General features: G+C 72.2%; 20 protein-coding genes, 1 tRNA gene and 1 pseudogene. 9 read left to right on the top strand and 13 right to left on the bottom strand.

Going from position 1 to position 24,375, the window contains the following annotated elements; genetic code table 11:
- Positions 1–129 precede the first annotated feature (129 nt).
- The 6 genes from EKD16_RS20165 to EKD16_RS20140 form a co-directional block, all read right to left on the bottom strand.
- On the bottom strand, positions 130–2,109 hold the full coding sequence (locus EKD16_RS20165) for a glycoside hydrolase family 31 protein (RefSeq protein WP_131100282.1): 1,980 nt from the start codon (positions 2,107–2,109) through the stop codon (positions 130–132).
- 147 nt (positions 2,110–2,256) lie between these two features.
- Positions 2,257–3,084 (bottom strand): carbohydrate ABC transporter permease, encoded by an 828-nt coding sequence (locus EKD16_RS20160; protein WP_242677082.1) that lies wholly within the window; start codon positions 3,082–3,084, stop codon positions 2,257–2,259.
- A gap of 2 nt (positions 3,085–3,086) precedes the next feature.
- Positions 3,087–3,974, bottom strand: coding sequence for a carbohydrate ABC transporter permease (locus EKD16_RS20155; RefSeq protein WP_131100279.1), 888 nt, complete (start codon positions 3,972–3,974; stop codon positions 3,087–3,089).
- A complete protein-coding gene (locus tag EKD16_RS20150) occupies positions 3,974–5,212 on the bottom strand; it encodes a sugar ABC transporter substrate-binding protein (protein ID WP_131100276.1) in 1,239 nt (412 codons plus the stop codon). The genes EKD16_RS20155 and EKD16_RS20150 overlap by 1 nt, the downstream gene beginning before the upstream one ends.
- Positions 5,213–5,344: 132 nt before the next feature.
- Positions 5,345–6,355 (bottom strand): LacI family DNA-binding transcriptional regulator, encoded by a 1,011-nt coding sequence (locus EKD16_RS20145; RefSeq protein WP_165498458.1) that lies wholly within the window; start codon positions 6,353–6,355, stop codon positions 5,345–5,347.
- A 167-nt stretch (positions 6,356–6,522) separates the two neighbouring features.
- A complete protein-coding gene (locus EKD16_RS20140; RefSeq protein ID WP_165498622.1) occupies positions 6,523–7,458 on the bottom strand; it encodes a sensor histidine kinase in 936 nt (311 codons plus the stop codon).
- 837 nt (positions 7,459–8,295) lie between these two features.
- Between EKD16_RS20140 and EKD16_RS20135 the strand changes: the two genes are divergently transcribed.
- A complete protein-coding gene (locus EKD16_RS20135; protein ID WP_131100266.1) occupies positions 8,296–9,072 on the top strand; it encodes a bestrophin-like domain in 777 nt (258 codons plus the stop codon).
- An 81-nt stretch (positions 9,073–9,153) separates the two neighbouring features.
- Here EKD16_RS20135 and EKD16_RS20130 read toward each other — a convergent pair whose 3' ends face one another.
- Positions 9,154–9,417, bottom strand: coding sequence for a hypothetical protein (locus EKD16_RS20130; protein WP_131100263.1), 264 nt, complete (start codon positions 9,415–9,417; stop codon positions 9,154–9,156).
- Positions 9,418–10,436: 1,019 nt separating this feature from the next.
- On the opposite strand from EKD16_RS20130, the gene EKD16_RS20125 reads away from it, so the two are divergent.
- The 4 genes and pseudogenes from EKD16_RS20125 (at position 10,437) to EKD16_RS20110 (ending at position 15,048) form a co-directional block, all read left to right on the top strand.
- Positions 10,437–11,333, top strand: a complete 897-nt coding sequence (locus EKD16_RS20125) for an NAD(P)-dependent oxidoreductase (protein ID WP_242677081.1) — start codon at positions 10,437–10,439, stop codon at positions 11,331–11,333.
- Positions 11,334–11,621: 288 nt separating this feature from the next.
- Positions 11,622–12,374 carry a L,D-transpeptidase family protein gene (locus EKD16_RS20120; RefSeq protein ID WP_242677080.1) on the top strand — a complete coding sequence of 251 codons (753 nt, stop codon included), beginning with the start codon at positions 11,622–11,624 and terminating at the stop codon, positions 12,372–12,374.
- Positions 12,375–13,859: 1,485 nt separating this feature from the next.
- Entirely contained in the window at positions 13,860–14,396 is a 537-nt protein-coding gene (locus tag EKD16_RS20115) for a hypothetical protein (protein WP_131100260.1), read from the top strand.
- Positions 14,397–14,430: 34 nt separating this feature from the next.
- Positions 14,431–15,048: pseudogene (locus EKD16_RS20110) on the top strand (DinB family protein).
- 255 nt (positions 15,049–15,303) lie between these two features.
- On the opposite strand, the gene EKD16_RS20105 reads toward EKD16_RS20110, so the two are convergent.
- A complete protein-coding gene (locus EKD16_RS20105; RefSeq protein ID WP_131100257.1) occupies positions 15,304–15,828 on the bottom strand; it encodes a lytic polysaccharide monooxygenase auxiliary activity family 9 protein in 525 nt (174 codons plus the stop codon).
- Positions 15,829–16,672: 844 nt separating this feature from the next.
- On the opposite strand from EKD16_RS20105, the gene EKD16_RS20100 reads away from it, so the two are divergent.
- Entirely contained in the window at positions 16,673–17,464 is a 792-nt protein-coding gene (locus tag EKD16_RS20100) for a GAF and ANTAR domain-containing protein (RefSeq protein WP_207391360.1), read from the top strand.
- Between the two features lie 123 nt (positions 17,465–17,587).
- Here EKD16_RS20100 and EKD16_RS20095 read toward each other — a convergent pair whose 3' ends face one another.
- Positions 17,588–18,649: a sulfotransferase family protein gene (locus EKD16_RS20095; protein ID WP_131100254.1), complete on the bottom strand. Its 1,062-nt coding sequence runs from the start codon at positions 18,647–18,649 to the stop codon at positions 17,588–17,590.
- Between the two features lie 251 nt (positions 18,650–18,900).
- Between EKD16_RS20095 and EKD16_RS20090 the strand changes: the two genes are divergently transcribed.
- Both EKD16_RS20090 and rnhA read left to right on the top strand, forming a co-directional pair.
- Entirely contained in the window at positions 18,901–19,737 is an 837-nt protein-coding gene (locus EKD16_RS20090; protein ID WP_131100251.1) for a DUF817 domain-containing protein, read from the top strand.
- 45 nt (positions 19,738–19,782) lie between these two features.
- Complete coding sequence (gene rnhA / locus EKD16_RS20085) at positions 19,783–20,253, top strand: ribonuclease HI (RefSeq protein WP_131100248.1); 471 nt, start codon at positions 19,783–19,785, stop codon at positions 20,251–20,253.
- Positions 20,254–20,336: 83 nt separating this feature from the next.
- Here the strand turns inward: rnhA and EKD16_RS20080 are convergent, their stop codons facing one another.
- Positions 20,337–20,915 carry an OmpA family protein gene (locus EKD16_RS20080; RefSeq protein ID WP_131100246.1) on the bottom strand — a complete coding sequence of 193 codons (579 nt, stop codon included), beginning with the start codon at positions 20,913–20,915 and terminating at the stop codon, positions 20,337–20,339.
- Between the two features lie 562 nt (positions 20,916–21,477).
- Between EKD16_RS20080 and EKD16_RS20075 the strand changes: the two genes are divergently transcribed.
- On the top strand, positions 21,478–22,242 hold the full coding sequence (locus EKD16_RS20075; protein WP_131100243.1) for a hypothetical protein: 765 nt from the start codon (positions 21,478–21,480) through the stop codon (positions 22,240–22,242).
- Positions 22,243–22,330: 88 nt separating this feature from the next.
- On the opposite strand, the gene EKD16_RS20070 is transcribed toward EKD16_RS20075, so the two are convergent.
- From EKD16_RS20070 to EKD16_RS20060, 3 genes are all read right to left on the bottom strand, one after another.
- Positions 22,331–22,867 (bottom strand): DoxX family protein, encoded by a 537-nt coding sequence (locus EKD16_RS20070; RefSeq protein ID WP_131100240.1) that lies wholly within the window; start codon positions 22,865–22,867, stop codon positions 22,331–22,333.
- 147 nt (positions 22,868–23,014) lie between these two features.
- Positions 23,015–23,476 carry a hypothetical protein gene (locus EKD16_RS20065; RefSeq protein WP_131100237.1) on the bottom strand — a complete coding sequence of 154 codons (462 nt, stop codon included), beginning with the start codon at positions 23,474–23,476 and terminating at the stop codon, positions 23,015–23,017.
- A gap of 638 nt (positions 23,477–24,114) precedes the next feature.
- Positions 24,115–24,187: transfer RNA gene (locus EKD16_RS20060), tRNA-Arg, on the bottom strand.
- Positions 24,188–24,375 lie beyond the last annotated feature (188 nt).

The raw sequence follows: 24,375 nt of genomic DNA, 5'->3' as shown, positions 1-24,375 counted from the left end.
GCACTTCTTTGCGGATGCGGCCGCGGTAGCGGCCGACTGGGGGGTGGATCGGGTGGAAAAAGGGGCCGAGACGGCGGCCGCGCCCCCGATCGGCCGCCCACCGGCGGGGGCGGCCGATCGGGGGCCGGCTCAGCCGGCGGCCACGGGCACCGAGGCGCCTTCACGCAGCAGGACCGGCGCGCGCTCCAGCGGCGCGTCCAGCCGCACCACCGTCCCGCCGGGGTGCACCTCGCCGGTGTAGGGGTTCTGCCAGCGCGCGCCCTCGGGCAGGTAGACGTCGCGTTCGCGTGCTCCGTACTCGGTCACCGGCGCCACCAGCACATCGGGTCCGAACATGAACGCGTCCTCGGCCTCCCAGGCGCGCGCGTCGCCGGGGAAGTCCGCGAACAGCGGCCGCATCGGCGGCATCCCGCGCTCGTGGGCGGCGCGCATCTGCTCCATGACGTAGGGGCGCAGCCGCTCCCGCAGGAACAGCAGTTCGCGCAAGCGCCCGTAGACCTCCTCGCCGTAGGACCAGACCTCGTTGGGCCCGCCCGACATCTGCGGGTGGAGGTCGTCGACGAAGGGTTCGCGGAAGCCGTGCAGCCGCAGCAGCGGGCAGAACACGCCGTACTGGAACCACCGCACCAGCAGCTCCCGGTACTCCGGCGAGTCCTGGTCGCCGCCGTGGAACCCGCCGATGTCGGTCGTCCACCACGGAATCCCCGACATCGCCACGTTCAGGCCCGCGCGGATCTGCGTGCGCAGCGAGTCCCATGTCGCCGCGATGTCGCCCGACCACAGCGCCGCGCCGTAGCGCTGGCTGCCCGCCCAGGCCGAGCGGCACAGCGTGACGACCTCGGAGTCCCCGGCCGCCAGCATGCCCTCGTAGAAGCCGCGCGCGTGCTCGGCCGGGTAGATGTTGGCGACCTCGTCGCCGGGGCCGGCGTGGTAGTGCAGGTTGTGCTGGTGCCCGGGCTTGATCTCCGGCTCGCAGGCGTCCAACCACCACACCCGGATGCCCAGGTCGTGGTAGTTGCGGCGCACCTTGTCCCATAGGTAGGCGCGGGCATCGGGGTTGGTGGCGTCGTAGAAGGACACCTGGACCTTGCCGTCGACCCCCTTGTCGGCCCAGTCGGCGTGCACCGGCGGGCCCTGCTCGGTGGCCACCAGAAAGCCGCGCCGCAGCATCTCGGCGAAGTTCTCCGACAGCGGGCTGACGGAGGGCCACACCGACACCATCAGCTCGGTGCCCATCTCCCGCAGCTCGCGCACCATGCCGTCGGGGTCGGGCCACTCCGCGCGGTCGAACCGCCACTCGCCCAGGTGCGTCCAGTGGAAGAAGTCGGCGACGATGACCGACAGCGGCAGACCGCGCCGCTTGTGCTCGCGGGCCACCTCCATCAGCTCGTGCTGGGTCTTGTAGCGCAGCTTGCACTGCCAGAACCCCGAGGCCCACTCCGGCAGCATCGGCGCGTGCCCGGTGGCGCCGGCGTAGTTGGCCATGATCGCGGCCGGGTCGGCGCCGGTGGTGACCCAGTAGTCGATCTGGCGGGCGCTGTCGGAGACCCAGCGGGTGCCGTTGCCGGCCAGCTCCACGCGGCCCACCGCCGGGCTGTTCCACAGCAGGCCGTAGCCGCGCGAGGAGAACAGGAACGGGATGGACACCTCGGCGTTGCGCTGCACGAGGTCGACCACGGCGCCCTTCTGGTCGAACATGCCGTGGGTGTGCTGGCCCAGCCCGAAGACCCGCTCGCCGTCGTAGGCGCCGAACCGCTGCTCGATGCGGTAGTAGCCGTTGCCGGTGGAGGTGTAGGCGCGCGGGCCGGGCCACCAGAAGTGGGCGCGCTGCTCGGCCAGCAGCTCCTCACCGGTTCCCGTGCGCACGAAGCGCAGCATTCCCTCGTCGGTGACCTCGGCCGTCATCTCGCCGTTGACCAGGTGGGCGGAGTCGTGGTCGATGCGGACCTTGGCCTCGGTCCCGGGACGCTCATACAGCGCCCCGGGGATGTCGGAGTGCAGGCGGTACAGCCCGGCGCGCACCCGGACGCTGTCGGCGCCCCATGGTTCGACGCGCACGACCTGGTGGCCGCCGTGCCATTCGATGCCGCCGTCGATCTCGTGCAGCACGCGTTGTCCTTTCCTACTCGGCCGGCGTGGCTGTGCTCGGCAGGGGCCGCCCCGGGGATCGCCGCGGGGCGGTTGTGGTGGTCGGGGGAACGGCCCGCCGCTGTGGGGGGCTGGGCGGCGGTCCGCGGTGGCCTGCGGTTGTCGGGTTCAGTCCTTGAGCGCGCCGCCGGTGACTCCGGCGGCGACGTAGCGCTGGGCGACGACGAGCAGGATCGCGGCGGGGATCGAGGCGATCACCCCCGTGGCCATGACGCCGTTCCAGTCGGCGGTATGGGCCCCGATGAACCGGTAGATGCCGACGGTTACCGGCATGACCGAGTCGTCGGTGTTCAGCGTCACCGCGAACAGGAAGTCCGCCCAGGCGAACAGGAACGCGAAGAGCGCCGCGGTGATCATGGCGTTGCGGCTCACCGGCAGCACCACCGACCACAGCACCCGCGCGTGCCCGGCGCCGTCGACCATGGCCGCCTCGCTCAGCTCGGTGGGGATGGTGACCATGAACGCCCGCAGGATCAGCACTGCGAACGGCACGGCCACGGTGGAATCGGCCAGGATCAGCGCCAGGTGGGTGCTGAGCAGCCCGGTCTGGTTCATCACCGCGTACAGCGCGTTGGCCATCACGATGCCCGGCACCATCTGCACCAGCAGCAGCGCGAACAGCAGCGCGCCCGCGCCGCGCATGCGGAACCGGCTGAGCGCGTAGGACGCCGGTACCGACAGCGCCAGTGTCAGCGCGACCGTGCCCGCTGCGATGACGATGCTGTTCAGCAGCGGGAGTCCCTGGCTCTGCAGCGCCTGGCGGTAGCCGTCGAGGGTGCCGCCGACGGGAAACCAGCGGGGCGGAGTCTGCAGCAGGCCGGTGGCCGGCTGGAAAGAGGCGTTGACCATCCAGTACAGCGGGAACAGCAGCACGCCCACGATGGCCAGGGCCGCCACGGTCGTGAAGGCGGTGCGGACCCTTCGGTGCACGGCCACGGCTACCTCCTCTCTCGCGTGGGTGCGCCCGCCGAGCTGCGCAGCCCGCGCAGGTAGAACAGCGCGAACACGAGCGCGATGACGATCAGCAGGTTGCCCACGGCCGCGCCGAGGCCGAAGTCCAACTCCTGGAAGGACAGCGAGTAGGACCAGGTCGTCAGGGTCTGGGTGGCGTTGGCCGGGCCGCCCTGGGTGAGGACCATGATCACGTCGAAGACCTTTAGCGTGTAGACGAGCCCGAGCATCAGCACCACCGCGCTCACCGGGCGCAGCAGCGGCCAGGTGACGTGCCGGAACCGCTGCCAGGGTCCGGCGCCGTCCAGCGACGCGGCTTCGTACAGGTGGGCCGGGATACTCTGCAGGCCGCCGTAGAGGATGACCATGTTGAACGGGATCCCGACCCAGATGTTGGCCACGGTGACCGAGGGCAGCGCCATCGCCGTGCTCGACAGCCACGGAATGCCGGCGTCGATCAGCCCCAACCCCAGAAGCGTCTGGTTGAGGACCCCGTACTCCTGGTCGAAGATCCACCGCCACACCGTGCCGGAGACGACCAGCGGCAGCAGCCACGGGATCAGCAGCATCGAGCGCAGCACGCCGTTCAGCGGGAAGTGGCGCTGGAAGAAGACCGCCAGCGCCAACCCGATCCCGAACTGGAACGCCAGCGAGGCCACCGTGAACACCGCGGTGTTGAACAGCGCCGTGCCGAAGACCGGGTCGCCCAGCACCGTCGCGTAGTTCGCGAACCCCACGAAGGGCGCTTCGCCGGTGTAGAACGACGCGGCGGTGTACTCCCGCAAGGCCATCGTGAAGTTGGCGACCAGCGGGTAGCCGAAGAAGGCGGCCAGGAAGACGAGGATGGGTGCCAGGAAGCCGATGCGGGCGAGCATCAGGACTCCGGAACGGCCTGCTGGGCCTGGCTCAGCGCCTCCTCGGCCGATCCCGATCCGGCGAGGGCCTGCTGAATCGCGTCGGCGATGGCGCTGGAGACGTCGGGGTACTGCTCACCCAGCTTCGCGGTGCGCGACCGCGCGGTGGGCACCGACTCCACGAACGGCGCCATCTGCGGGTTCTCCTCGGCGACCTGCTGCGCAAGGCCCTCCTTGGCGGGCACATAGGCGTTCAGCTCGGCCCACTCGCGCATGTTCGGCTCGTTGAGCAGGCACTGCAGCACCTCGACCGCCTTCTGCTCGCGCTCCTCGCCGTTGCGGGCGATCGCCCAGACCTCGCCGCCCATGGGGGTGGCCGGGTCGGCGCCCGCCTCGGGCACCGGCAGCGGCACGACCTCGTAGTCCACGTCCTGCTCGTCGAGCACCGGGATCTGCCAGGAGCCGTTGATCATCATGGCGGCGCGCCCGCCGAGGAACTGGTCGTTGACGTCGGCCTGCGACCAGTTGACGACCGACTGCGAGACCGAGCCCTCCTCGACCATGTCCGACCACAGCTGCAGCGCCTCGACGGCCTCGGGGGAGTCCAGTTCGGTGAGCGTGGCGCCGTTGCTCCACAGGAACGGTTCGAAGGTCCAGGTGCCCTCCTCGTGGCCGATGGCGGAGAAGGCGAAGCCGTTGGTGTCGCCCTGCGTCAGCTTCTTCGCGGCGTCACGCAGTTCGTCCCACGTCTGGGGCGGCTCCACGCCGGCCTCCTCCAGCTTGGCGGTGTCGGTGAACAGGGCCAGGCCGTTCACGCCCGCTGCGAGGCCGTACAGGGTGTCCTCGTGGGTGCCGACTTTCAGGACACTGTCGTAGTAGCCCTCGGTGTCGAACCCGGCCTCCTCCAGCGGGAGCAGCGCGCCGGTGGCCGCGATCTGCGGCAGGTTGGGGTTGTCGAGCAGCATCAGGTCGGGCAGCTCCTGCTGGGAGGCGCCCTGCAGCAGGCGCGGCATCAGCTGGTCGCGCGGCAGCGCGTTGCGGTTGATCTCCACGCCGGCCTGCTCGCCGCACTGCTGGAGCATCTTCTTGGTGGTGCCGTTCTGCGGTTCGGCGAGGTTGTAGTCCATGGCCGTGAGCGAGGTGACCTCCTCGCTCCCGCCTCCGCCTGCGCAGGCGGAGGTCAGGGTGAGCAGGCCGGCGGCGACGAGGGCGGAGGAACCGCGCAGGATGTACGCGCGGCGGGTGGTGGGCGATGTCATGGGGCGCTCCTTAACGGGGGGTGTCGAAGCGCTTCGATTGCGCTGACATGGTGGAACGGGGTCGGGGGTGGGGAACGGAACGGGAGCACTGCTGCCGGGCTCAGGGCCGGCGCGGATGGAGTTCGGGAGCGGTCAGAACAGGGCGGGTCGAGCGGCGGCGCTCGCCCGCGGCACGAGACGCGGCGGAAGGAGTGTCACTTCCGGCGGGTCGATGGCGTCCAGCTTGTCCATGAGCAGGGAGACGGCGCGCCCGCCCACCTCCTCGGCGGGCAGGCTGACCGACGTGAGCGGCGGCGAGACCTCGGTGGCGAGGTCGTCGGGCGCGATGGCCACGACGGACAGGTCGGCGGGGACCTCGCGCCCCAGCCCGCGCACGGCCTCCAGCAGCGTGGGCAGCACCGGCTCGTTGTGCACGACGATGCCGGTCAGCCGGGGGCGCTCGCGCAGGAGTTCGGTGACGGTGGCGGTGACCGCGGCCTGGCCGGCGTCGCAGGGCACCACCGCTGACTCGACGCCGCGCTCGCGCGCCTCCGCTTCGAAGCCCGCGACCGTGCGTTCGGCGAAGCCGGTGCGCCGCTCGTAGACCGAGGGCGGCTGCCCGATCAGCGCGACCTCGCGGTGGCCGAGCGCGGCCAGGTGCGCCACGCACGCCCGCCCGGCCGCCTCGAAGTCCAGGTCGATGCATGTCAGGCCCGATGTATCGGCCGGAACGCCGATGAGTACCGAGGGATGCGACAGGGCGCGCAGTGCCGGGATGCGGGCGTCGTCCACCTCGACGTCCATGACGATGATGCCGTCGACCATCGAGGTGCCGGCGACGCGGCGCAGGCCGCCCTCGCCCTCGGCCTGGGTGAGTAGCAGGACGTCGTGCTCGCGGTCGCGGGCGCTGGTGACCACCGATACCGCGAACTGCATGGCGACGGGGACGTGGATGCCCGGGCGCAGCGGGATAACCAGGGCGATGACGTTGGAGCGGTTGCTCGCCAGGGCGCGGGCGCCGGCGTGCGGCTGGTAGCCGAGGACAGCGATGCTCTCCAGCACCCGCTCGCGGGTGGCCGCGGAGATCGACCGCTTGCCGCTGAGAACATAGGAGACGGTGCTGGGCGAAACCCCGGCGTGTCGGGCGACGTCGGATATGCGCACACCGGCCTCCTTGCTCCAGACGCGTATCGAACCGCTTCGATTAGCTGTGGATGTTACGCGTCTCACACTCTCGGCGCAATGGGTGGGCGCGGTTCGACGCGCGCAGCGGGGCGGGTGGAGTGGGCCGCCGCGCCGCGGCCGCCGCCTGACGTGCACGGCGGCGCGGATCAGCCGCGGACGAGCAGGTGCAGCCGGACCACGCTGCGGCCCTCGACGGACCTCGGATGCACGCGGTCGCACAACTGGCGCACCACCCACAGGCCGCCGCCGCGCTCGTCGAGCGCCGGCGGGCATCCGGCGAACGGGGGCACGCCTCCGCAGGCGGCGTCGTCGACGATCTCGCAGATCAGCTCGTCGTCCTCGGTCCAGAACCACAGGCTGCCGGTGCCGCCGCCGTGCTCAACCGCGTTGGCCGCCACTTCGTTGACGGCGAGGGCGAGGTCGAGCGCGCGGGAGCGGGGGACGGAGAGCCGGCCGGCGTAGGCCAGCGCGTCTTCGCGCAGGCGCGGGAGGTCGGCGGGGGTGAAGCGGCCGCCGGAGAGGTTGGCGGGGACCGAGCCGGAGACGGCGCCGTCGGCGGTGAACACCGAGGGCTCGACGAACGTGCGGCTGGCCCGGGATGCGCGGCCCAGGACCAGTTCGGGGTGCGTGCGCCGTGCGTCGGCGACGATGCGGGGCGGTACCAGCCGCGTGTCGTAGGGGCAGACCATCCAGATGTTGGTGGCGCCGAAGAGCAGGGTCATGCTCGACTCCATATGGGTCCAGGCGGCGATCTCGCGCTCCGAGCGGCCCGACCACACCGGCTCGGCCAGGATCCGGATCCGTCCCTCGCCGGTACGGGCGCGCTTGCGCCAGTACTGGTCGATGGCGATGAGCCGCTCGGGCGGACGGCGGCCGAAGGCCACCGACTCCACGTAGTCGACGCCGTGCGCGTGCCGACCGAGGTCCCGTTTCAGCATCGCGATGTTGGCTGCGCTGGTGGCGGCGAGCACGGGTTCGCCGCGTTCCACACCGCGCCGGAGAAAGGGCAGCGCCGTCTCCAGGAACTCGGCGTCGGAGCCGTAGACGCAGGCCTGGTGCGTCATGCCCGGTGCCTCAGCCACGCGCGCACCCCCGTCCGGACGCGGCGGCGCGGCGGCAGGAGCGGCGGGCCGGACGGCGCGGCGGGCCGCCGACCGGTGCGGTCGTCGCGAACAGTCGAGGTCTCCCAATCCGATCGGTTTCCACTCCGCGGCGCGGCGCCGCCCCGTCCCGCCGGATCGTCGCCTGCGAATGCGCTCCGGGGAGGGATGCGGGGCGGACGGTGCGGGTGTACGCATCGGATTCGCGCGCAACCGGCAACCGGACCGCCGCCCGGTTCGATCCCCACCGGGGCACCGCGCCATCGGATGTTCTCCGGCGCCGGTGCGGCGTGGACGAAAGGCTGCTTCCGCTCGCGCGCCCGGACGATCTGCGGAGAATGTCGGCCGGGGCGAGCCGAAAGGGCCACTATACCGTTCATCGGTGGTTTTCGCCGGAGAAAAGCAAAGCCGTGGATTCTCCGGTTGCTCGGGTCGGATTCGAGATCGCTGGATGCGGTGTCCCGATTAGGCCGGGCGGTCACCTGGGGGCCAGGTCGATGTCCCGTTGTCCTTCTCTCGCGCTCCGTATCCGGTGGCGATCGGAGCGTGTCCGCCTGTGCCTGGATGTCCGAAACCGGTGGCGCGGCTCTCGTTCGGCAAGGTGCTTCGATTCGAGAGCGCCGGAACAGTCGCTGTTCACCGACCGGATTCGGAGACCTGTGCATCGGCGGTGTCGGAAAAAGTCGCGAGTGGCTGAAGTGGCGCGGGATCGCATGGTAAAGCAGGAGCCGTCCCGCGCATCGGGAAAGTCGTTCGCCGAACCGGAATCACGTCGATCCGGTGTCCGATTAGCCGTGGAAATCACTTTTCAGGAGAGACATGACAGTCAGCCTCATCGTGGTTTTCGTCGTCCTCGCCCTCCTTCTGGTCACCGGAATCGTCGTAGCACGCAAATTCGGCATATCCACCGACGACTCCGAAGGCCCCATCGGCATCCTCATCGCCCCCTGCGTGCTGTCCATCTACCTCATCGCGCTGGCGATGGGCCTGGTCATCGGCTGGGAGAACAACCGCGGCGCGGCCGACTCCGCCGTCGACGAAGCCGGCCACGCCACCGCCCTGTACTGGAACACCGCCGCGTTCCCCGACGAGGAGGGCGCGCGTGTGCGGGCCGACGTTCGCGACTACGTCCGCCTGGTCGTCCGCGACGACTGGCCGTCCATGCGCGAGGGGCGCGGGCTCGACGCGAGCGCGGCCGCGGCGCTCGACCGCCTGCGCATCAGCGTCAACCAGGTGCCCGCCGACGACCCGGCGTCCGCGCTGGAGAACCTGCAGGCCCGGCAGAACGTCACCGACCTGGTGCAGTCCCGCGTGCAGCGCGCCGATTCCGCGGCCGACCAGATCCCCCGGTTCATCATGCTCGCCACCGCCGTCAGCGGACTCGCCGTGGTGGTGCTGCCGTTCGGCATGGGGGTGCGCCAGTCACGCGCTCGGATCTTCTGGTCGCTGGTGAACCTGGCCTTCGTCGCGGCGACACTGACAGCCCTGCTCTTCCTGGACAACCCGTACTCGGGCGTCCTGGCCACCGATTCCGGGGCCTTCCAGGACGCCCTGGCGGGCTTCGACCGGATCGACGCCGCCATCGCCGGCATGTAGCGCCGAGGAGGCGGTCGCGGCTCCGAAGCCGGATCAGCCGGTCTGCGGAGCCGCGGGGCCGAAGGCGGGCGGCCGGAGGCGTCAGCGGCGGGCGCCCGAGGCTCCCACAGCCGCCGATGCGGCGATGAGTACGACGATCACCATGATCTGCATCGGTGCGAAACCGTCTGGGCCGCTGCGCTCCTGGCCTTCGATCAGCGGGGTGCCGGCGAACAGTTCCGTCTCCTCCGGCGGCGCGGGGGTCGGCGGGGAGGGCTCCTCGGAAGGGGATGCCTCGGGGACGGGCGGTTCCGGAGCCGGCTGCGTCGGCTCCGGCGCCACCGCGGCCACGGGCGTCGCGGGCACGACCCGCTGCGCGGGCAGGCGTGGTTCGGCGGACGGGGGAGCCGGTTCGGGCGGATCGGGGCGTTCCGGAGGCTCGGGTGTCGGCTCCTCCGGAGGCTCGGGCGGCGCCGGCGGTTCCGGCTCGGGGGATTCCGGGGGATGCGAAGGGTCCGGCTCGGGCGGCACCGGTTCGGGCGGCTCGGGACACTCGGGCCGGAACGGGGGAGTGGGCACCTCGGGCGCCTCGGGCGCCTCGGGAGGGCCGGGCGGGTGCGGTCGCGGCGGCCGAGGGGGCTGCGGTGGTTCAGGCGGCGCGGGTGGTTCCGGCGCCGCTTGGAGGGGCGGCCGCGGCGGGCCGGGCGGCTGCGGCCGGTCGGTCGGCGCGGGCCCGGCCGCGGCGGGGGCGCCGACCGGCGGCTGTGTATCGGAGTTCTCGGCGTGTGCGACTCCGCAGAATGCGGACTCGGCGGCGAATGCGGCCAGCACGCACGCGCACAAGCGCGCGCGCCGCCGACCGCCGGTACGACCTCGGGGCATGGGCGTCGGAACTCCTCATCCGGGCCGGTTCTCGCAGGACGGTCCACCTTCTAGCACGTGACCGGGTGCGCGGCACGCGCCAAGCGCGCGCCGCATGCAGGCCCACCCGCTTGCGGTGCGGCATTGGGCCCTGGATGCCCGGTGCTTCACGCCCGACCGAATCCACATGACCTCGATCGACCACCCGGATGGGATGCGCCTGCGCAGTCTGCCCGGCCCGATTCCCGGCCCTCGCCGGAGCGGAGAGACGGATCGGGCGCCACCGGCGACGGCGCCGACCAGGAGGCCAGGTCGCCGGTGCGCGAGACCCGTGCCGTCTTGCGGTCCGCAGCGTGGCGGACGGTGCGGGCGGCCTGCCCCGACTTCCGACGCCGGTCCTGTACCGGCCGTCGTGATCAGTGCCGGCGTCGGACATGGCCACAGGTACACGGCGACGGGAACCCGGTACGGCCGAGCGCCGCAGGTCACGTTTTCCGACGCCCTCGGGACGGTAGCTTGCAGGCATGAACGCAACGGAGCCTTCATCCATGTCGTCCCCGGCCGGGCAGCCCCGGGTCGCCGTCCTGGGCACCGGGATCATGGGTGCGCCCATGGCCCGCAACATCGCCGCCGCCGGCATGCCCGTGCGGGTGTGGAACCGCACCGCTGCCAAGGCCCGGCCGCTGGCCGAGGACGGCTGCACCGTCGCCGACAGCGCAGCCGACGCGGTCGCCGACGCCGACATCGTCGTGACCATGCTCACCGACGGAGACACGGTGGCCTCGCTGATGGCCGGTCTCACGCCGCCCCGCGGCGCGGTCTGGGTGCAGACCACCACCGTGGGGGCCGAGGCCATCGAGGGCCTGGCCGCGCGGGCCGCCCAGTTGGAGTTGGAGTTCGTCGACGCCCCGGTACTGGGCACGCGTGCCCCTGCCGAACAGGGCGCACTCACGGTGCTGGCGGCGGGCCCGCAGGGGGCGCGTGAGCGCGCCGCACCCGTCTTCGACGCGATCGGCGCACGCACCGTGGGCATGGACGCGATCGGCGCGGCGAGCCGCCTCAAACTGGTCGCCAACAGCTGGGTACTGGCGCTGACCTCGGCAACCGGCGAGGCGCTCGCGCTCGCCGAAGCGCTGGGTACGGACCCCCGCGCCTTCCTGGACCTGGTCTCGGGCGGCCCGCTGGACAGCGGATACCTGCACGCCAAGGCGGAGGTCATTCTGGGCGGGGACTACACGCCCAGCTTCTCGGTGACCAACGCCGCCAAGGACGCCCGCCTGGTGCGCGAGGCCGCCGAGCAGGCGGGCGTGCGCGCGGACCTGGCGGCGGCGTCGGAGAACCGCATGCTGCGGGCGGCCCAGGCGGGCCACGGCGAGGAGGACATGGCCGCGGGGTACTACGCAAGCTTTCCGCCACGCTAGATCGCGCCGGCCCTGTCGCTCAGGCCGCGGGCCGCCCCTTCCTCGGGCGCCCTGGACGCCGGGGCGGCTCGTGCGCTGCGCTCCGGCGACCGCGGCACGGTGGTCGCGGCACAGGAACCATTCGGCGCGATCCGGCCATGCTCGGCAGGTTTACCGCGCCGATTCTCGCTGTGCGCATGGCGAAGCCCGCGACACAAGTCCCATACGCACCATCGGACATGGGTGCGCTGTGTGCCGACCGGTGTTCCCAGCGTCATGTCAGGGTCATGTGCGGGTAAAAAGCCCGGCATGGAAGCACACAAGTCCGGCATCCGTGTTCATTGCATGAGGATCGCGGCCTGCGTCGCGCTTGCGGCCGTGACCGCTGGCGGCTGGAGCGCGGCGGCGCACGCGGCGACGACCCCCTCTGCGGCGCCTCCGGCCGCCCCGGCGCAGTCCGGTGAGCAACCGCTGCTGAGCCGGGGCGACTCCGGGCCGGAGGTGCGCGAGGTCGAGCGGCGCCTGAAAGAACTGGGCTACTGGCTCGGCCCGGCCGACGGCGAGTTCGACGTCCGCACCAGCCAGGCCGTCTTCGCCCTGCAGAAGGCGGCGGGTATCGGGCGCGACGGGATCGTGGGTCCCAACACCCGGGCGGCGCTGGCCGAGGGGCCGCGCCCCGCGGCGAGCAGTTCCTCGGGCGAGGTGATCGAGGTCGACTTGGACCGGCAGCTGCTGCTGGTGGTCCGCGACGGCGAAGTGCGCCACATCCTGAACACTTCGACCGGATCGGGGGCGACCTACACCTCCGAGGGGCAAACCAAGGTCGCCGTCACGCCCACCGGCGAGTACGGCATCTTCCGCCGTGTCGACGGCTGGGACGACGGCCCGCTGGGCTCCCTCTACCGGCCCGTCTACTTCAACGGCGGGATCGCCGTGCACGGCTACTCCTCGGTCCCGCCCTACCCGGCCTCCCACGGCTGCGTTCGGGTCAGCATCCCGGCCATGGACTGGCTGTGGACCAACGGCCACGCCACCAACGGCACCCCGATCGTGGTCCGCTGAGACCGTCCGCCCGCCTCTGCCGCACACCGGCCCCTACGGTCCCCGGAGCCCTCCGGACTCCGGGGACCGCCCGTCTGCGGCGCCGGCTCGGGGCGCGGAGGCCGCTGGAGGCCGGTAGCCGGCGCCGACGACGGAGCCCCGACGCCGACCGTCAGGTCTTGCAGCTTGGAGGCCGGCCCTGTGTCGCCTTCGGCGGATTCCCGTTTCGCTGCGCGGCCTAATGGGAGTTGCCGGGTCGGGGAGACTCGGTGCCGTAGCCGCCGGGGCCTGCGGTCGTCGGTTCGGGTGCTCGCCGGTGGCGGCCGGCGGAGGGGCGGCTCGGGTCTGCTGGGCGGCCTTGTCGGTCTGCCGGGTGTCGGGCGGACTTCACCGGAAAGCCGCAGCGAGGACGGTGGATGGCCGGGCCCGCGGTCGTCGGTTCGGGTGCTCGCGGGTGGCTCGTGCGGCGGGGGCGGCGAGGAGGCCGGGGAGCCGGGAGGCGCTCGCGTGCCCGTTAAGTCGCAGGGCGGCGCGGCGATCGTGCCCGTATGACGAGATCCAGCGGCGTTCTTTGGGAATTCGGCCGCGATCGCCACGACCTCCGCGGCCGACTCCGGCACCTCGGACATAGCGGGCGCGGGCGCCGGGACTGGGAGGCGCCGCCGTGTTCCGGCCGGGCCCGCGCAGGCCGGAGGCCGCGCGGTGTGGCGCGGTCGCGGGTGCCCGCACGGCCCGGGGGTGCGCCGGATCGAGGGCCCGGGGGGCGACGACACGTCGCTCGTGGCGCCCCGGTGTCGCCTCCGGTTGCCCCACCCCCCGATGGGGCGGTCTTTTGAGGGGTTTATGCCCGTTTTGCGGACGGCGTCGGCGGACGCGGCGACCACGAGGTGCACGAAAAGTCGACGCCGGGAGCGTTTTCGCGCCATTCGGCGCGCCTCGTGCGCCATCGCCGCCGCGGCGGGGGGCGGGCCTACCGGAAACTCGGGCATTGGAGGACAAAACACCCCGTGTTGTCTCGTGTCGCGAAATGACGATGCGCGGGTGGCGCCTCGGGGCGGCGCCGAGGCCGATGCCGCCGCACGTACGTGCATCTCGTGACCCCGATCCGGCCGCAGGACCGCCGACCGCCCCGCATCAGGCCCCGCCGACGACCGGGCGGCGCCCCCGGGAGTTCGACCACCCGCGGCCGGGGGTCGGGGCCGGTGACCGCCGCCCCCGACCACCACCGGCCCGGCCCCGCCGGCGTCGCCGCCCCCGCCGACCACCACCACCGGCGAACACCCGACCCGGTGAGCCGCAGGCCCGACCGCCCGCCGCCCTCGGCGCCGCTTTCCAGTGAAGCCCGCCCGTCGCCCGGCAGATCAGCAAGGCCGCCCAGCAGACCCGAGCTGCCCCTCCGCCACGCACCGCCACCGGCGGGCACCGGAACCGGTGTCCGCGGGCCCACCCCGCTGCCGCCGTCGCCGCTCCTCCCGACGGCGGCCCCACTCGTCTAGGGTGCTCGGCATGGAGGAGCGACGGGCACTGCTGCGGCGTATCAGGTTCTGGCTGACCGTGTTCGTCGTCGGGCTTGTCCTCAGCGGCCTGACCGCGTTTCCGCTGGTCGCCGAGGCGCAGTGGGCGCACCGGCTGCTGTCGGCGCCGGGCTCGCCGGCTCCCGGTCTCCTGCCCGGACTCGTCGACTGGAGCGAGCGGGTCAGTAGCGGTCTGCAGCACGTCGACCGGCACCACCCCTTCGTCCTCTACGGCACGGACTGGCTGGCCTTCGCGCACTTGGCCATCGCGGTCGCGTTCTATGGTCCGCTCCGCGACCCGGTGCGCAACGTGTGGGTGGTGCAGTTCGGCCTGATCGCCTGCGCCGGTGTCGTCCCGATCGCGCTGATCTGCGGCCCGATCCGGCAGATCCCGCCGACGTGGATGCTGGTCAGCGCCTCATTCGGGGTGCTCGGCGCGATCCCGCTGGTCATCGTGTACCGCAACATCCGGCGCATGGAGGCGCTCGAAAACGCTTCCGCCGACGCCGGCGGACGGAACGGAGGCTGAACCGTGGCCGTTCCCGTTCTGCCCCGCCTCTCCGATGTCAGCGTCGCGTGCCAGGATCGGCGGTGCGGCCTCGCCCGGCCGCGCCGATCGCGCACAACCCGAGGAGCGCCCCGTGACCGACGACCCGGGTTCCTACGCGCCGCGCCTGGCCGACGATCCGCGCCTCGCCCCGGTCGATGTGGGCGGCGAGCGCGAGACTCTCGTGTCGTTTCTGGACTGGCACCGGAAGACGCTGCAGCTCAAGTGCGCCGGGGTCGCGACGCCCCGGCTGTCCGAGCGCGCCGTGCCGCCCTCGAACCTGTCGCTGCACGGGATCGTGCGGCACATGGCCGACGTCGAGCGTTGGTAGTTCCGCATCCAGTTCGCCGATGAGCAGGTGCCCCTGCTCCATTACTCCGACGACGATCCAGACCTCGACTTCAACGACACCGACGGGGAGCCGGGCGAGGCGGCGGCCGCATGGTGCAGGGAGGTCGAGTGGTCCCGGCGGATCGTCGATGCGGCGTCGCTGGAGGACACCGGTGTCCGCAGGCGCACCGGAACGCAGGTGTCCCTGCGCACGGTCCTGGTGCAGATGATGGCCGAATACGCCCGGCACAACGGGCACGCCGATCTGCTGCGGGAAAGGCTGGACGGAACCACCGGAATGTGATTCCCCATTCCGCGCCGAAGCGGGCGCGAAAAATCGTCCGCGAGGCACGGAAAAGCGCTGGACGTGCGATTACGGCGATGCGGCACACCGTTCACGCAGCCGGTTCCGCGGACGGTTCGCCGAGCGGGACGCCACTCTGGGCCGGGTTTTCACTCCGCGAATTTCCGGGATTCGGGAAAGGCTCGGCGCGCGGGCGGACCGCGCCGGGGCCCGTCGGCCCCCGCGCGGTCCGCTCCGCCACTGCGGCCGGTTCGCTCAGGCGGCGCCGACGTTGACGTCGACGCAGGAGTAGAACGCGTTGGCGGTGTCGGCGACGTTCCACACGGCCAGGATCTTCTGCTCGCCGCTGTAGCCGCTCAGGTTGACGTTGTGGGTGAACGTGGACGGCGGCTGCTCGCCCCCGCCGTCGAACGAGGCGACCAGGTCGTCGCCGATGTAGTAGTTCCACGTCGCGGTGGCGTGCATCGCGGTCAGCGACCAGGTGAAGTCGACGCTGCTGCCGACCGGGGTGACCTCCCAGTCCTTGCTGTCGTCGTTGAGTTCGGCGAAGCGGCCGTTGCCGCCGTGGCAGCTCTTCAGCCCCTTGGGGCCCTCGACGCTCTGCGGCTCCCACTTGATCTGGCCGCATTCGACGGTGCCCGCCGCGCACTGGGCCTGGCGGCTCGGCGGCGAGGAGATGTAGCCGTGCGCGCTGGCCGTCGCGGCGGGCAGCAGCGCGAACAGCAGAGGGGTGGCGGCCGCGACGGCCGCGGTGTTGAAGGTGGCCTTCTTCAGGTTCATGGAAGTCCTTCGTGTCGGGCAGCGCCGCCCCGGGGCCGACAGGATGCCGTCTAATCGGAGCGTCGCTGGAGCGGGGTAGGAGGACCGGATCGGCCCTCGCCGTGCGGTCCGGTGCCCGGCCGGAGGTACCGGTGGCCGCGCGGATACTGCGCTGACGGCGCCGCGGGGCGTGTCCGCCCACCCGGACCCGTGCGACGCAGCATTCCACGGCGCGCGGAATTTCCGCCCTCGGCGGCGAACGGCGCCGTCCGCTGAATTCCGGAGATCGCCGACCCGAACCCTGCGTGAATTCATGTCCGCCGAGTGGTTATGACCGTAAATGGCAGACCACACCCCGTCAAGGCCGTGCCCCGCTCCGTGGCGACGGGAAATTCCCTCCTCACGCGGGGGTGTTTCCGTGTGCCGCGCGAGGACCGGTATTGCCCACCGGAATTGCGGATTCCGGCTTTCTGCCTGCGCGGTCGCCGCCGCTTCGTGGTTCCGGTCTAGACCGCATGCGCCGGACCGCCCGCTCCAGGGAGGCTCCGCGTCGCGGCGATCGGGGGTAAGGGCGATCTATCGCTACAGTTAGACTTCCCTTCGCGTCTGGTGGAAGGTAGACAGGAACGGACAATCCGGGAGGTTCCGGCAGGGGTATCCGCTGCCGACCCGCGACTCGCCTCTGTGTCACAGCCGCCCGGCAGCGTGGCCTCGCTAGGGCGCTCGTCTCCCACACCGCTGTCGCTCCCGCGGCGCGTGTGTCCGCGGCGGGCACTACGGGCCCGCCGGGGGCCGGTCGGCGAAGGGCGGCGCGGTCCGGTGCACCCGGCGCCCGATCGGCGGCACATGCGATGGGGAGGACGACGTGACAGGCACGACGATCGATCCGGAGGGCACGGGGGGTACGGAGGGCGCGCCTGCGGACCTGCCGGTACAGCCCGCTCCGGGTGCCGAATCCGCCGACGAAGGGGCGCTGGAGGTCGCGAAGGCGTTCGCGGAGTTCGCGCGGGACCTCTTGGCGCACGACAGTGTGCAGTCCACCTTGGAGGAGATCACCGCCCTGGCGGTGAGCGAGATCGACGGCTGCGACTTCGCCGGGGTCTCCCTCGTGGAGAAGCGGCGCCGCATCTCCACCCACGCCGCGACAGATCCACTGGTGGAGCAGATCGACGGGATCCAGTACAGCACGGGCGAAGGCCCCTGCATCGAAGCCGTCTGGGTGCGCGAGGTGTTCTCCGTCGACTCCGTCGAGGAGGAGACGCGCTGGCCCCGGTTCACCGACCAGGCGCTCCGGCTGGGGGTCGGGAGCATGTGCTCGTTCCAGCTGTTCACCCACAACGACATCCTCGGCGGGCTGAACCTGTACTCGACGCAGCCGCGGGCCTTCGGTGTCGATGCCTACGAGATCGGCTGGATCCTCGCCGCACACGCGGCCGTCGCCCTGGCCAACGTGCGAGCGCACGACAACCTGCAGCAGGCCGTGCGCACCCGTCAGCGCATCGGCGAGGCGACCGGCATCCTGGTCGAGCGCTACAAGATCACCGACCGGCAGGCGTTTTCGCTGCTGGCCAAAGCCTCGCAGAACCTCAATGTGAAGCTGATCACGCTGGCCGAGGAGCTGGTGCACACCGGCAGTTTCCCCGCCGGCGACTCCTGAGCGGCCCGTCGTCCTCCGCGCGCCGCATCCGGTCGGGTCGACCGAGGCGGACGCGGGCGCCGAGGCCGCGGCGGAGCCGCGGCGCCGGCGGGGATCTCGCAGGGCGGCGGCCCGGCGTCGGCGTCAGGAGTCGGTGCCCGCCGGCGACCCGCCGCGCTCGGCGCCGGAGTCGGAGGTCACGACGGCGACGTCGGAGTCGGACTCGCGCAACCGCCGCAGCCGGTCCCGCCAGGTGCGTTTGCGGTGGGCGAGCCGCCGCTTCGTGCTCACCTTCGCGTAGCGCGCCAAGTGCCCGGCTGACGCGCGCGGCGCCCCCGACAACTCGTAGCCGTTCGCCTTCAGCCGCCCGCCCAGCACCGTCTCGGCGAGCGCGGCCTCCCACGGTTCCAGCCGCTGCTGCCAGGAGCCCGAGCTGGCGGCGTTGACGTCGCGGCGGGTGTTCTGGTGCCACGTCTTGAACTTGGGCACGGCGCTCTTGGCCACGCGGCGCGGCTCGCACATCACCGGGTCGAACTCCTCGCCGAGGAACTCGCACAGCGCGGAGAGCTCGCGCGGGGGGTCGGCGACCAGATCCTCGTAGCGAAGCTCGTAGAAGGTGCCGGGCCCCAGGCGGCGGGCCGCGGAGCGGCCGTAGTCGATCGACTCCGCCCAGGTGGAGACCGCGTGGTAGCTGTCCAGCTTGTACCACGGCATCTGCTTGAGCGAGCCGACGCAGTCGCGCCCGTCGCGGATGAGGTGGACGAACTGCGCGTTGGGGAACATCCGCGCGAGCTCCTCGATCCCCTGGTAGTAGCCCGGCCGCTTATCGCCCCAGCGCTGCTTGCCGAACCGGTGCGCGTACTGGCGGAAAACCGTGCCCACCGCGGAGCCCACGGTGGGCGGTCCGTCGACGATGGCGGCCGTCGTCTCCTGCGGGTCCAGCTTCAGATCGCGGTAGCGGGTGTTGCGCGGGCCCGTGATCGCCTCGGCGAGCCGGCGCCGGTTCGCGGCCTCGCGCAGGTCGCCGAACTCCGCGCGGCGGCGGTAGACGTCCAGCGTGAACCGCGTCTCCGGCGGTATGGCGATCCGCGGGTGCGCGTGCAGCATCAGCTGCAGCAGGGTGGTGCCCGACCTCGGGCACCCCAGGATGATGATCATCCGCTCGGCGGAGGATGGCCAGCCGTCCACGGGTGAGTCACCGCCCATCGTTAACGGGAGTATGCGTGCGGGAGTGCTGCGGTATCGGCCCCGGGAGCCGGGTGATCCGGCCAGCTTAGCCGTCGGCGCCGCCCGGAGCGCCAACTCCCGGGCGTGCCCGAGCGCAGCGCTCGGCCCGCCCGCCCCGACCGGTCGGCGGGACCGCGTCCTGTGGCATGCTGACACGCCGACCGGTCGCGGAAGGCGCCAACACAGCGCGCGGCGGGTCGGCCACCCGGCGACCGGCGAGAGGGGAACCCATGGCGGCCGAGACTCCCTCGTCCGCGCCCGCCCCCGGTGCGGGGCCGCGTCCCGCCGCGGCCGCCGACTGGTTCTCCCCGCCCCAGCTGCTCCGCTTCGCCTGGCAGGAGGCGCTGTCGTGCCTGTTCGCGGTGTGCCTGCTGGCCGGGCTCGCGGTGTCCTCCCTTGCGCCGCTGCCGATCGCCCGCTACGACGCGCTGCTGCTCTACGGCATCGCCCTGACCGCGGTCTTCTGGGCCACCCGGCTGGAGACCGGCGCGGAGGCGCTCGCGGCCGCCGGATTCCACGTCGTGGGGCTGGTGTTCGAGCTGGTCAAGGTGCACATGGGGTCGTGGAGCTACCCGGAGGAGGCGGTCACGAAGTTCGGCGGTGTACCGCTGTACAGCGGGTTCCTCTATGCCGCCGTAGGCAGCTACGTCTGCCAGGCGTGGCGGCGGCTGGACCTGGAGTTCACCGGCTACCGCAGGCTGGCCACGGCGCTCGTCGCGGGCGCGATCTACGTCAACTTCCTCACCCACCACTGGCTGCCGGACGTGCGCGTCCTGCTGGCGGTCGCCATGGTGGCGGCCACCTGGGGAGTCATGGTCCGCTTCACCGTGGGCGGGGTGCGCTACCGCATGCCGCTGGCGCTGTCGTTCGTACTCATCGGCTTCTTCCTGTGGGTGGCGGAGAACATCGCGACCTTCCTGGGCGCGTGGGAGTATCCCCACCAGGCCGACGTGTGGCACCTGGTACACCCGGCGAAGTTCGGCGCCTGGGCGCTGCTGGTGACCGTCGCCTGCGTCATAGTCGCGACCTGGAAGTACAGCGGCCGGGGGCGGGCAGCGGCGGCGTGAGCGCCCCGCTCGCCCCCGCTCTCCGGGCGCGGTAGATTTCCCGCCGTGCGAACGAGCGGAGAGCAGGCCGGCCCGGAGCAGTCGGTGCGGATCCACACCGACGGCGCGTGCGCGGGAAACCCCGGCCCGGGCGGGTGGGGCGTCGTGCTGCGCTACGGCGAGTACGCCAAGGAGCTCTACGGCGGTGAAGCCCGGACCACCAACAACCGCATGGAGCTGATGGCGGCCATCATGGCGCTGGAGGCGCTCAAGCGCCCGCTGCGGGTGGTTCTGCACACCGACAGCACCTACGTGCGCAACGGCATCACGTCCTGGATCCACGGATGGAAGCGCGCCGGGTGGTTGACCCGTGCCAAGCAGCCGGTCAAGAACGCCGACCTGTGGCGGCGCCTGGACACCGCCGCGAACCGCCACGAGATCGAGTGGCAGTGGGTCCGCGGGCACAGCGGGGACAGCGGCAACGAGCGCGCCGACGCGCTGGCCTGCCGGGGGAGGGACGAGGCGCGCAAGGGGTGACGGCGGTTCGCCGGGGCCGCCACCGCGGACGCGTCCGGCGGTGGCGGCTCGGGACGCCGGGGGAGCGGCGGCCGCCGCGCGGGTCAAGTGCCGTCGAAGACGATCTCCACGCGGCGGTTCTGTGCCCGCCCCAAGGGCAGGTCGTTGCCCTCGTCGTCGGTCTCGTCGGCCACGGGGTCCTCGGATCCCCGGCCGCTGACCTCGAATTCGGGGGCGTCGGCGCCCAGCTCTCGCGTCAGGACGTCGCGCACCGCCTCGGCTCGCCGCTCGGATAGCCGCTGGTTGTATGCGTCGTCGCCCGGACCGTCGGTGTGCCCGATCACCTGCACGGGACCGGAGACACCGCGCAGCCGGTCGGCGATGTCGGCCAGCTCGCCGCTTGCCACGTCGGTCGGTTCGGCCTCGTCGAACTCGAACAGCACGTCGGCGGCGACGGTCACGGTGGTCGTGGTGCCCTCGACGTCCTCTTTCTGCAGCGGTTGCACCGCGGCCTCCAGGTCGAGAGCCGACACCGAGCCTTCGGCATCCAGTCCCGAGATGGAGGCGGCCCGACCGCTCGCCCCGACGTCCGCGGCGCCGGGTGCGCCGGTTGCTCCGACGAGCGCCGGGCCCACCGCCAGCACCGCGGCCAGGACGAGGACCGCTTCGCCGCGACCCCTCATCGCCGCACCGGGACGTCGGTGACCGGCGGCTGCCCGCCCACGTAGACGTCCATGGTCTCGGCGTTCGCGGGCGGTGCGGCGTAGGTGAAGCTGAGGTTCCGGGGATCGCCGAACTTCAGCCGATTTTAGCGAGGAGCCCCGGCTCTGCAGAGCCGGGAGGAATCGCTTCTCATCACGGCCCCGCCCCGAATGCGAGCACGCCTGCGGATTTCGGCGTTCGGCCCCTATCGGGGCGGCGGTGATCGTAGGATCGCCGCTGTGAAGCTCGTCGTGCAGGTCAAACGGCACGGCGACTTGGAAGGGGAATCGGGGGATCGCATTTCTCGCACTCCTTGCGGATCTGCGTTGCTTCCTCCCCTCCGACGCAACCGCGGGCCGGGTGCGTTCCTTCGCGTGCGTGTGCCGATCCGGCGGAGTCCCCCCGAGCGGCGCGTGGACCCGAGGCGGCGGATACCGAGCGGGCCCCGGGGCTTTCGGACTTTCGGATCCGCCGCGCGGGCGGGGCTGCGGCGCTCGCCGCGCGGATGCGGCCAGTCATAGCCGCCCGGTCGGGTCCTGCGCCATGACCCCCCACCGCCGCAAGGCCGTCTGCATCGCCGTGCTCGTCCCCGCGGCGCTGATCACGCTGGGCTACGGATTCGAGTGGGGATACCGGTTTCCACTGGCGGGCGTGGCCGGGGGCGTCGTGATGCTCGCGGCGGTGTGGCTGACCGTCTACGCAGTACTTCCGGGGATTCACTCGCGCAGCGGCCTGCCGGCGGTGTTCGTCCTCGGCTGGGGAGTCGTCGTGCTCGCCGCGGCCCTCGGTTCGGCCGCCGCTGCGGTCACGGGCAACGAGTTGATGCGCTACAACCAGCCGACGGCTTTCCCGCAGGACGACGAATCCTCGTTCGGCTGGTTCGCCTACGAGCAGCCGCGGGCGTACAGCGGCGGACTCCTGGTGCAGGATTTGTACGTCGAAGGCTCCTCGTCGGCGTTCACGTCCGTCGACTCGGTGGTCCCGTCGGGCACTTCCGCCGACGCGCTGATAGCCGGATGGCTGGCCGGCGGAGCCGGGGCTTTCGTCTATTCCCGCACCCGTCCGCGCGAGGCGGGCGCGGGCGCCGGTGCGGCCGAAGCCGAACCCGCAGGCGCGAGCGGAGGGGGAGAGACCGGCGGCGAGGAGCGGCCGAAACCACCGCGCTGCCCTGAACAGGCGGCAGGCGACGCGGACCGGCCCGGCGGCGCCGACGCTGAGCGGGGCGGCACGGTCGGCGGCCGCGATGGCGGCGAAGGCACCGGCGATGCAGAGGGGCCGGGCGGCCGCCCCGGCCCCGGCGAGTCGTAGCCGCGCGGGTCGGCGGGGCGCCGCCGACGCGATCGCCCAGGCGATGCGGCCGGCCGCGATCCGATCGGCCGCGAGCGCCTGCGCGCCGTCAGGAGGCGGCCTCCCGCTCGGTCGCGTCCTTCGCGAGTTCACTCTTCTTGCGGGCGACCACCAGCCCCACGGCCGGGATCACCGCGGCCATCGCGGCATAGCGCATCCACGGCCGGTCCAGCACGTGCCCGGTGACCTGGTCCAGCGAGATGCGCCCGGGTCCCTGCGCGACCAGCGCCAGCGCGCTGAGCCCGACCAGCGCCGGGTACTCCAGGCCGCCCTGCTGGTTGAAGAAGCCGTTGGGCGAATGCATCTCGGCGGCCACGCCCATCGTCCCGGCGACGGCGGCGCCCCCGGCCGGGGTGCCCAGCCCGAGGACGAGCGCCGCGCCACCCGCGGTCTCGCTCAGCCCCGCGGCCGTCGCCATCGGCTTGCCCGGGCGGTAGCCCATCCCGTGGAATCCGCCCGCGGTGCCGTCCAGCCCCCCGCCGCTGAACCAGCCGAAGAGCTTCTGCGAGCCGTGGGCGAACAGCGTCGCCCCGAGTCCGGTGCGGATGGCCAGAGCGGCCACGTCTCCCGCTGTCACGCGTCCCATGGTGCGAACCTCCCCGCGTCCTCCTACTGCGAAAAAGCCGTGCGCGGACCTGCCGGGACCACCCGGCGGGTCCGCGCCCCTGCTACCCGTTCCGGTGTGTCCGAAAGGTGAAGCGGCACGTGGTGCGTACAACAGCCGGCGAAGAGGTCAGGCGCCCGACTCGTCGCCCGCCCGGGCCTTGCCCGCTTCGGCCAGCGCGGCCGCGACCAGTTCGGTGTCGGCCGCGGTCACCATGACCTCCCAGACCGAGGACGCGTCCCGGATCGTGGTCTGCAGCATGCTCTGGTACTGCGCCGGCGCAGGGCCGAACCCGCCGAGCTCGAACGGCCCGCGCAGGGCGACGGGCGGCCCGTAGGGCATGAAGGGGCGCCATTTGCGCCACACCACGGGTTCGGAGGCGTCGAGGTCGAAGACGAAGGCGCCCTGCCGGTACCGTCGGTTCGACTTCACGAACGCGGTGGCCATCAGGGGAAGCCCGGCGTTCAGGTCGCGCAGGTCCGCCTCCTGCGCGGCGCGGGCGTTCGCCATCTGCCACACGGTGCGCACAGGGTGCAGGAGCGTCGAGGTGAGGCTGCGGGTTCCGGCGGTGAAGCGCGGTCGTTCGGACATGGTGAACTCCGTGGTCCGGTCGCCCGTCGGGCCGCCGCCGCGGTCCGACGGTAAGGGGGATGCGGGCGTGCGGCGCGATCGCGCGCCGAGCCCGGAAGGGACCCGGAAACCTTACCGACCGTGCGTCCGCCGCCCGCATCGGGGCGGCGACGTCCCGGGGCGGCGCCAAGCACCGTCTGCCGTGCGGCTCGATCGGCCAGTCGGCGGAGGCCGTCCGAAAGCCGGCGGACGCCTCAGCTGTCGGCGGAGTGGCGGCCCGCGGACTCCTCGACGGCGTCGAGTACCCGGCTCCACGGTGGCGGGCGTTCTCCGTCGGGGGAATCGGGATCGTAGAGGACATCGGCGCCCATGCCGAGCTTTCACCGGTACCGGGGTGCCGGAAGTCCACCCGCACCTCGCCGCCCGTGGCATCGGCCAGGTCCGCGGCTGCGTGGAAGCGGGTCCCCATCGGGGAGGAGATCGCCGTCACCGACCACCCGCGCCCCCGCGCCGCCCGCGCGAGATCCGCCGCGCTCTCCTGCTGCGCGGCGGCCCCCGTCACCACGAGATACAGCGTGCGCTCGTCCATGCGGCGATTCTAGGAACGACGGCTCCTCGGTGCGCGGCGTTGTCGAGGGTTCGCACGCCGCCGCAAGAGGTGGCCCCAGGAGGATTCGAACCTCCGACACCCACTTTAGGAGAGTGGTGCTCTGTCCCCTGAGCTATGAGGCCGCAAGCACGGTCCAGCCTAGCGGAGATCGGTGCGGCGTGGGCCCCGGGCACGGCGGCGTTCAGACGTACCCTTGTCGGCGATGAAGTTGCCATCGGGTTGGTGTGACCTTGGTCACTGTTTGCCTCGTATTGCCGATTTGGGGTTTATGCGTTTGTAATCCCCAATAGTCTGGCACGCGTAGTTGAAC

This window comes from Streptomonospora litoralis, from assembly GCF_004323735.1.
GTDB classification, from domain to species: Bacteria; Actinomycetota; Actinomycetes; order Streptosporangiales; family Streptosporangiaceae; genus Streptomonospora; species Streptomonospora litoralis.
Note: the sequence above shows the minus strand (reverse complement) of the source record. Positions and strands in the feature narration are given on the sequence as shown.

Excerpts from the sequence above, each read along its gene's own strand:
- EKD16_RS20150 (WP_131100276.1), bottom strand. The coding sequence starts at position 5,212 with ATGACATCGCCCACCACCCGCCGCGCGTACATCCTGCGCGGTTCCTCC.
- EKD16_RS20120 (WP_242677080.1), top strand. The coding sequence starts at position 11,622 with ATGGAAGCACACAAGTCCGGCATCCGTGTTCATTGCATGAGGATCGCG.
- EKD16_RS20070 (WP_131100240.1), bottom strand. The coding sequence starts at position 22,867 with ATGGGACGCGTGACAGCGGGAGACGTGGCCGCTCTGGCCATCCGCACC.
- EKD16_RS20095 (WP_131100254.1), bottom strand. The coding sequence starts at position 18,649 with ATGGGCGGTGACTCACCCGTGGACGGCTGGCCATCCTCCGCCGAGCGG.
- EKD16_RS20090 (WP_131100251.1), top strand. The coding sequence starts at position 18,901 with ATGGCGGCCGAGACTCCCTCGTCCGCGCCCGCCCCCGGTGCGGGGCCG.
- EKD16_RS20080 (WP_131100246.1), bottom strand. The coding sequence starts at position 20,915 with ATGAGGGGTCGCGGCGAAGCGGTCCTCGTCCTGGCCGCGGTGCTGGCG.
- EKD16_RS20125 (WP_242677081.1), top strand. The coding sequence starts at position 10,437 with ATGAACGCAACGGAGCCTTCATCCATGTCGTCCCCGGCCGGGCAGCCC.
- EKD16_RS20135 (WP_131100266.1), top strand. The coding sequence starts at position 8,296 with ATGACAGTCAGCCTCATCGTGGTTTTCGTCGTCCTCGCCCTCCTTCTG.
- EKD16_RS20065 (WP_131100237.1), bottom strand. The coding sequence starts at position 23,476 with ATGTCCGAACGACCGCGCTTCACCGCCGGAACCCGCAGCCTCACCTCG.
- EKD16_RS20155 (WP_131100279.1), bottom strand. The coding sequence starts at position 3,974 with ATGCTCGCCCGCATCGGCTTCCTGGCACCCATCCTCGTCTTCCTGGCC.
- EKD16_RS20115 (WP_131100260.1), top strand. The coding sequence starts at position 13,860 with ATGGAGGAGCGACGGGCACTGCTGCGGCGTATCAGGTTCTGGCTGACC.
- EKD16_RS20075 (WP_131100243.1), top strand. The coding sequence starts at position 21,478 with ATGACCCCCCACCGCCGCAAGGCCGTCTGCATCGCCGTGCTCGTCCCC.
- EKD16_RS20105 (WP_131100257.1), bottom strand. The coding sequence starts at position 15,828 with ATGAACCTGAAGAAGGCCACCTTCAACACCGCGGCCGTCGCGGCCGCC.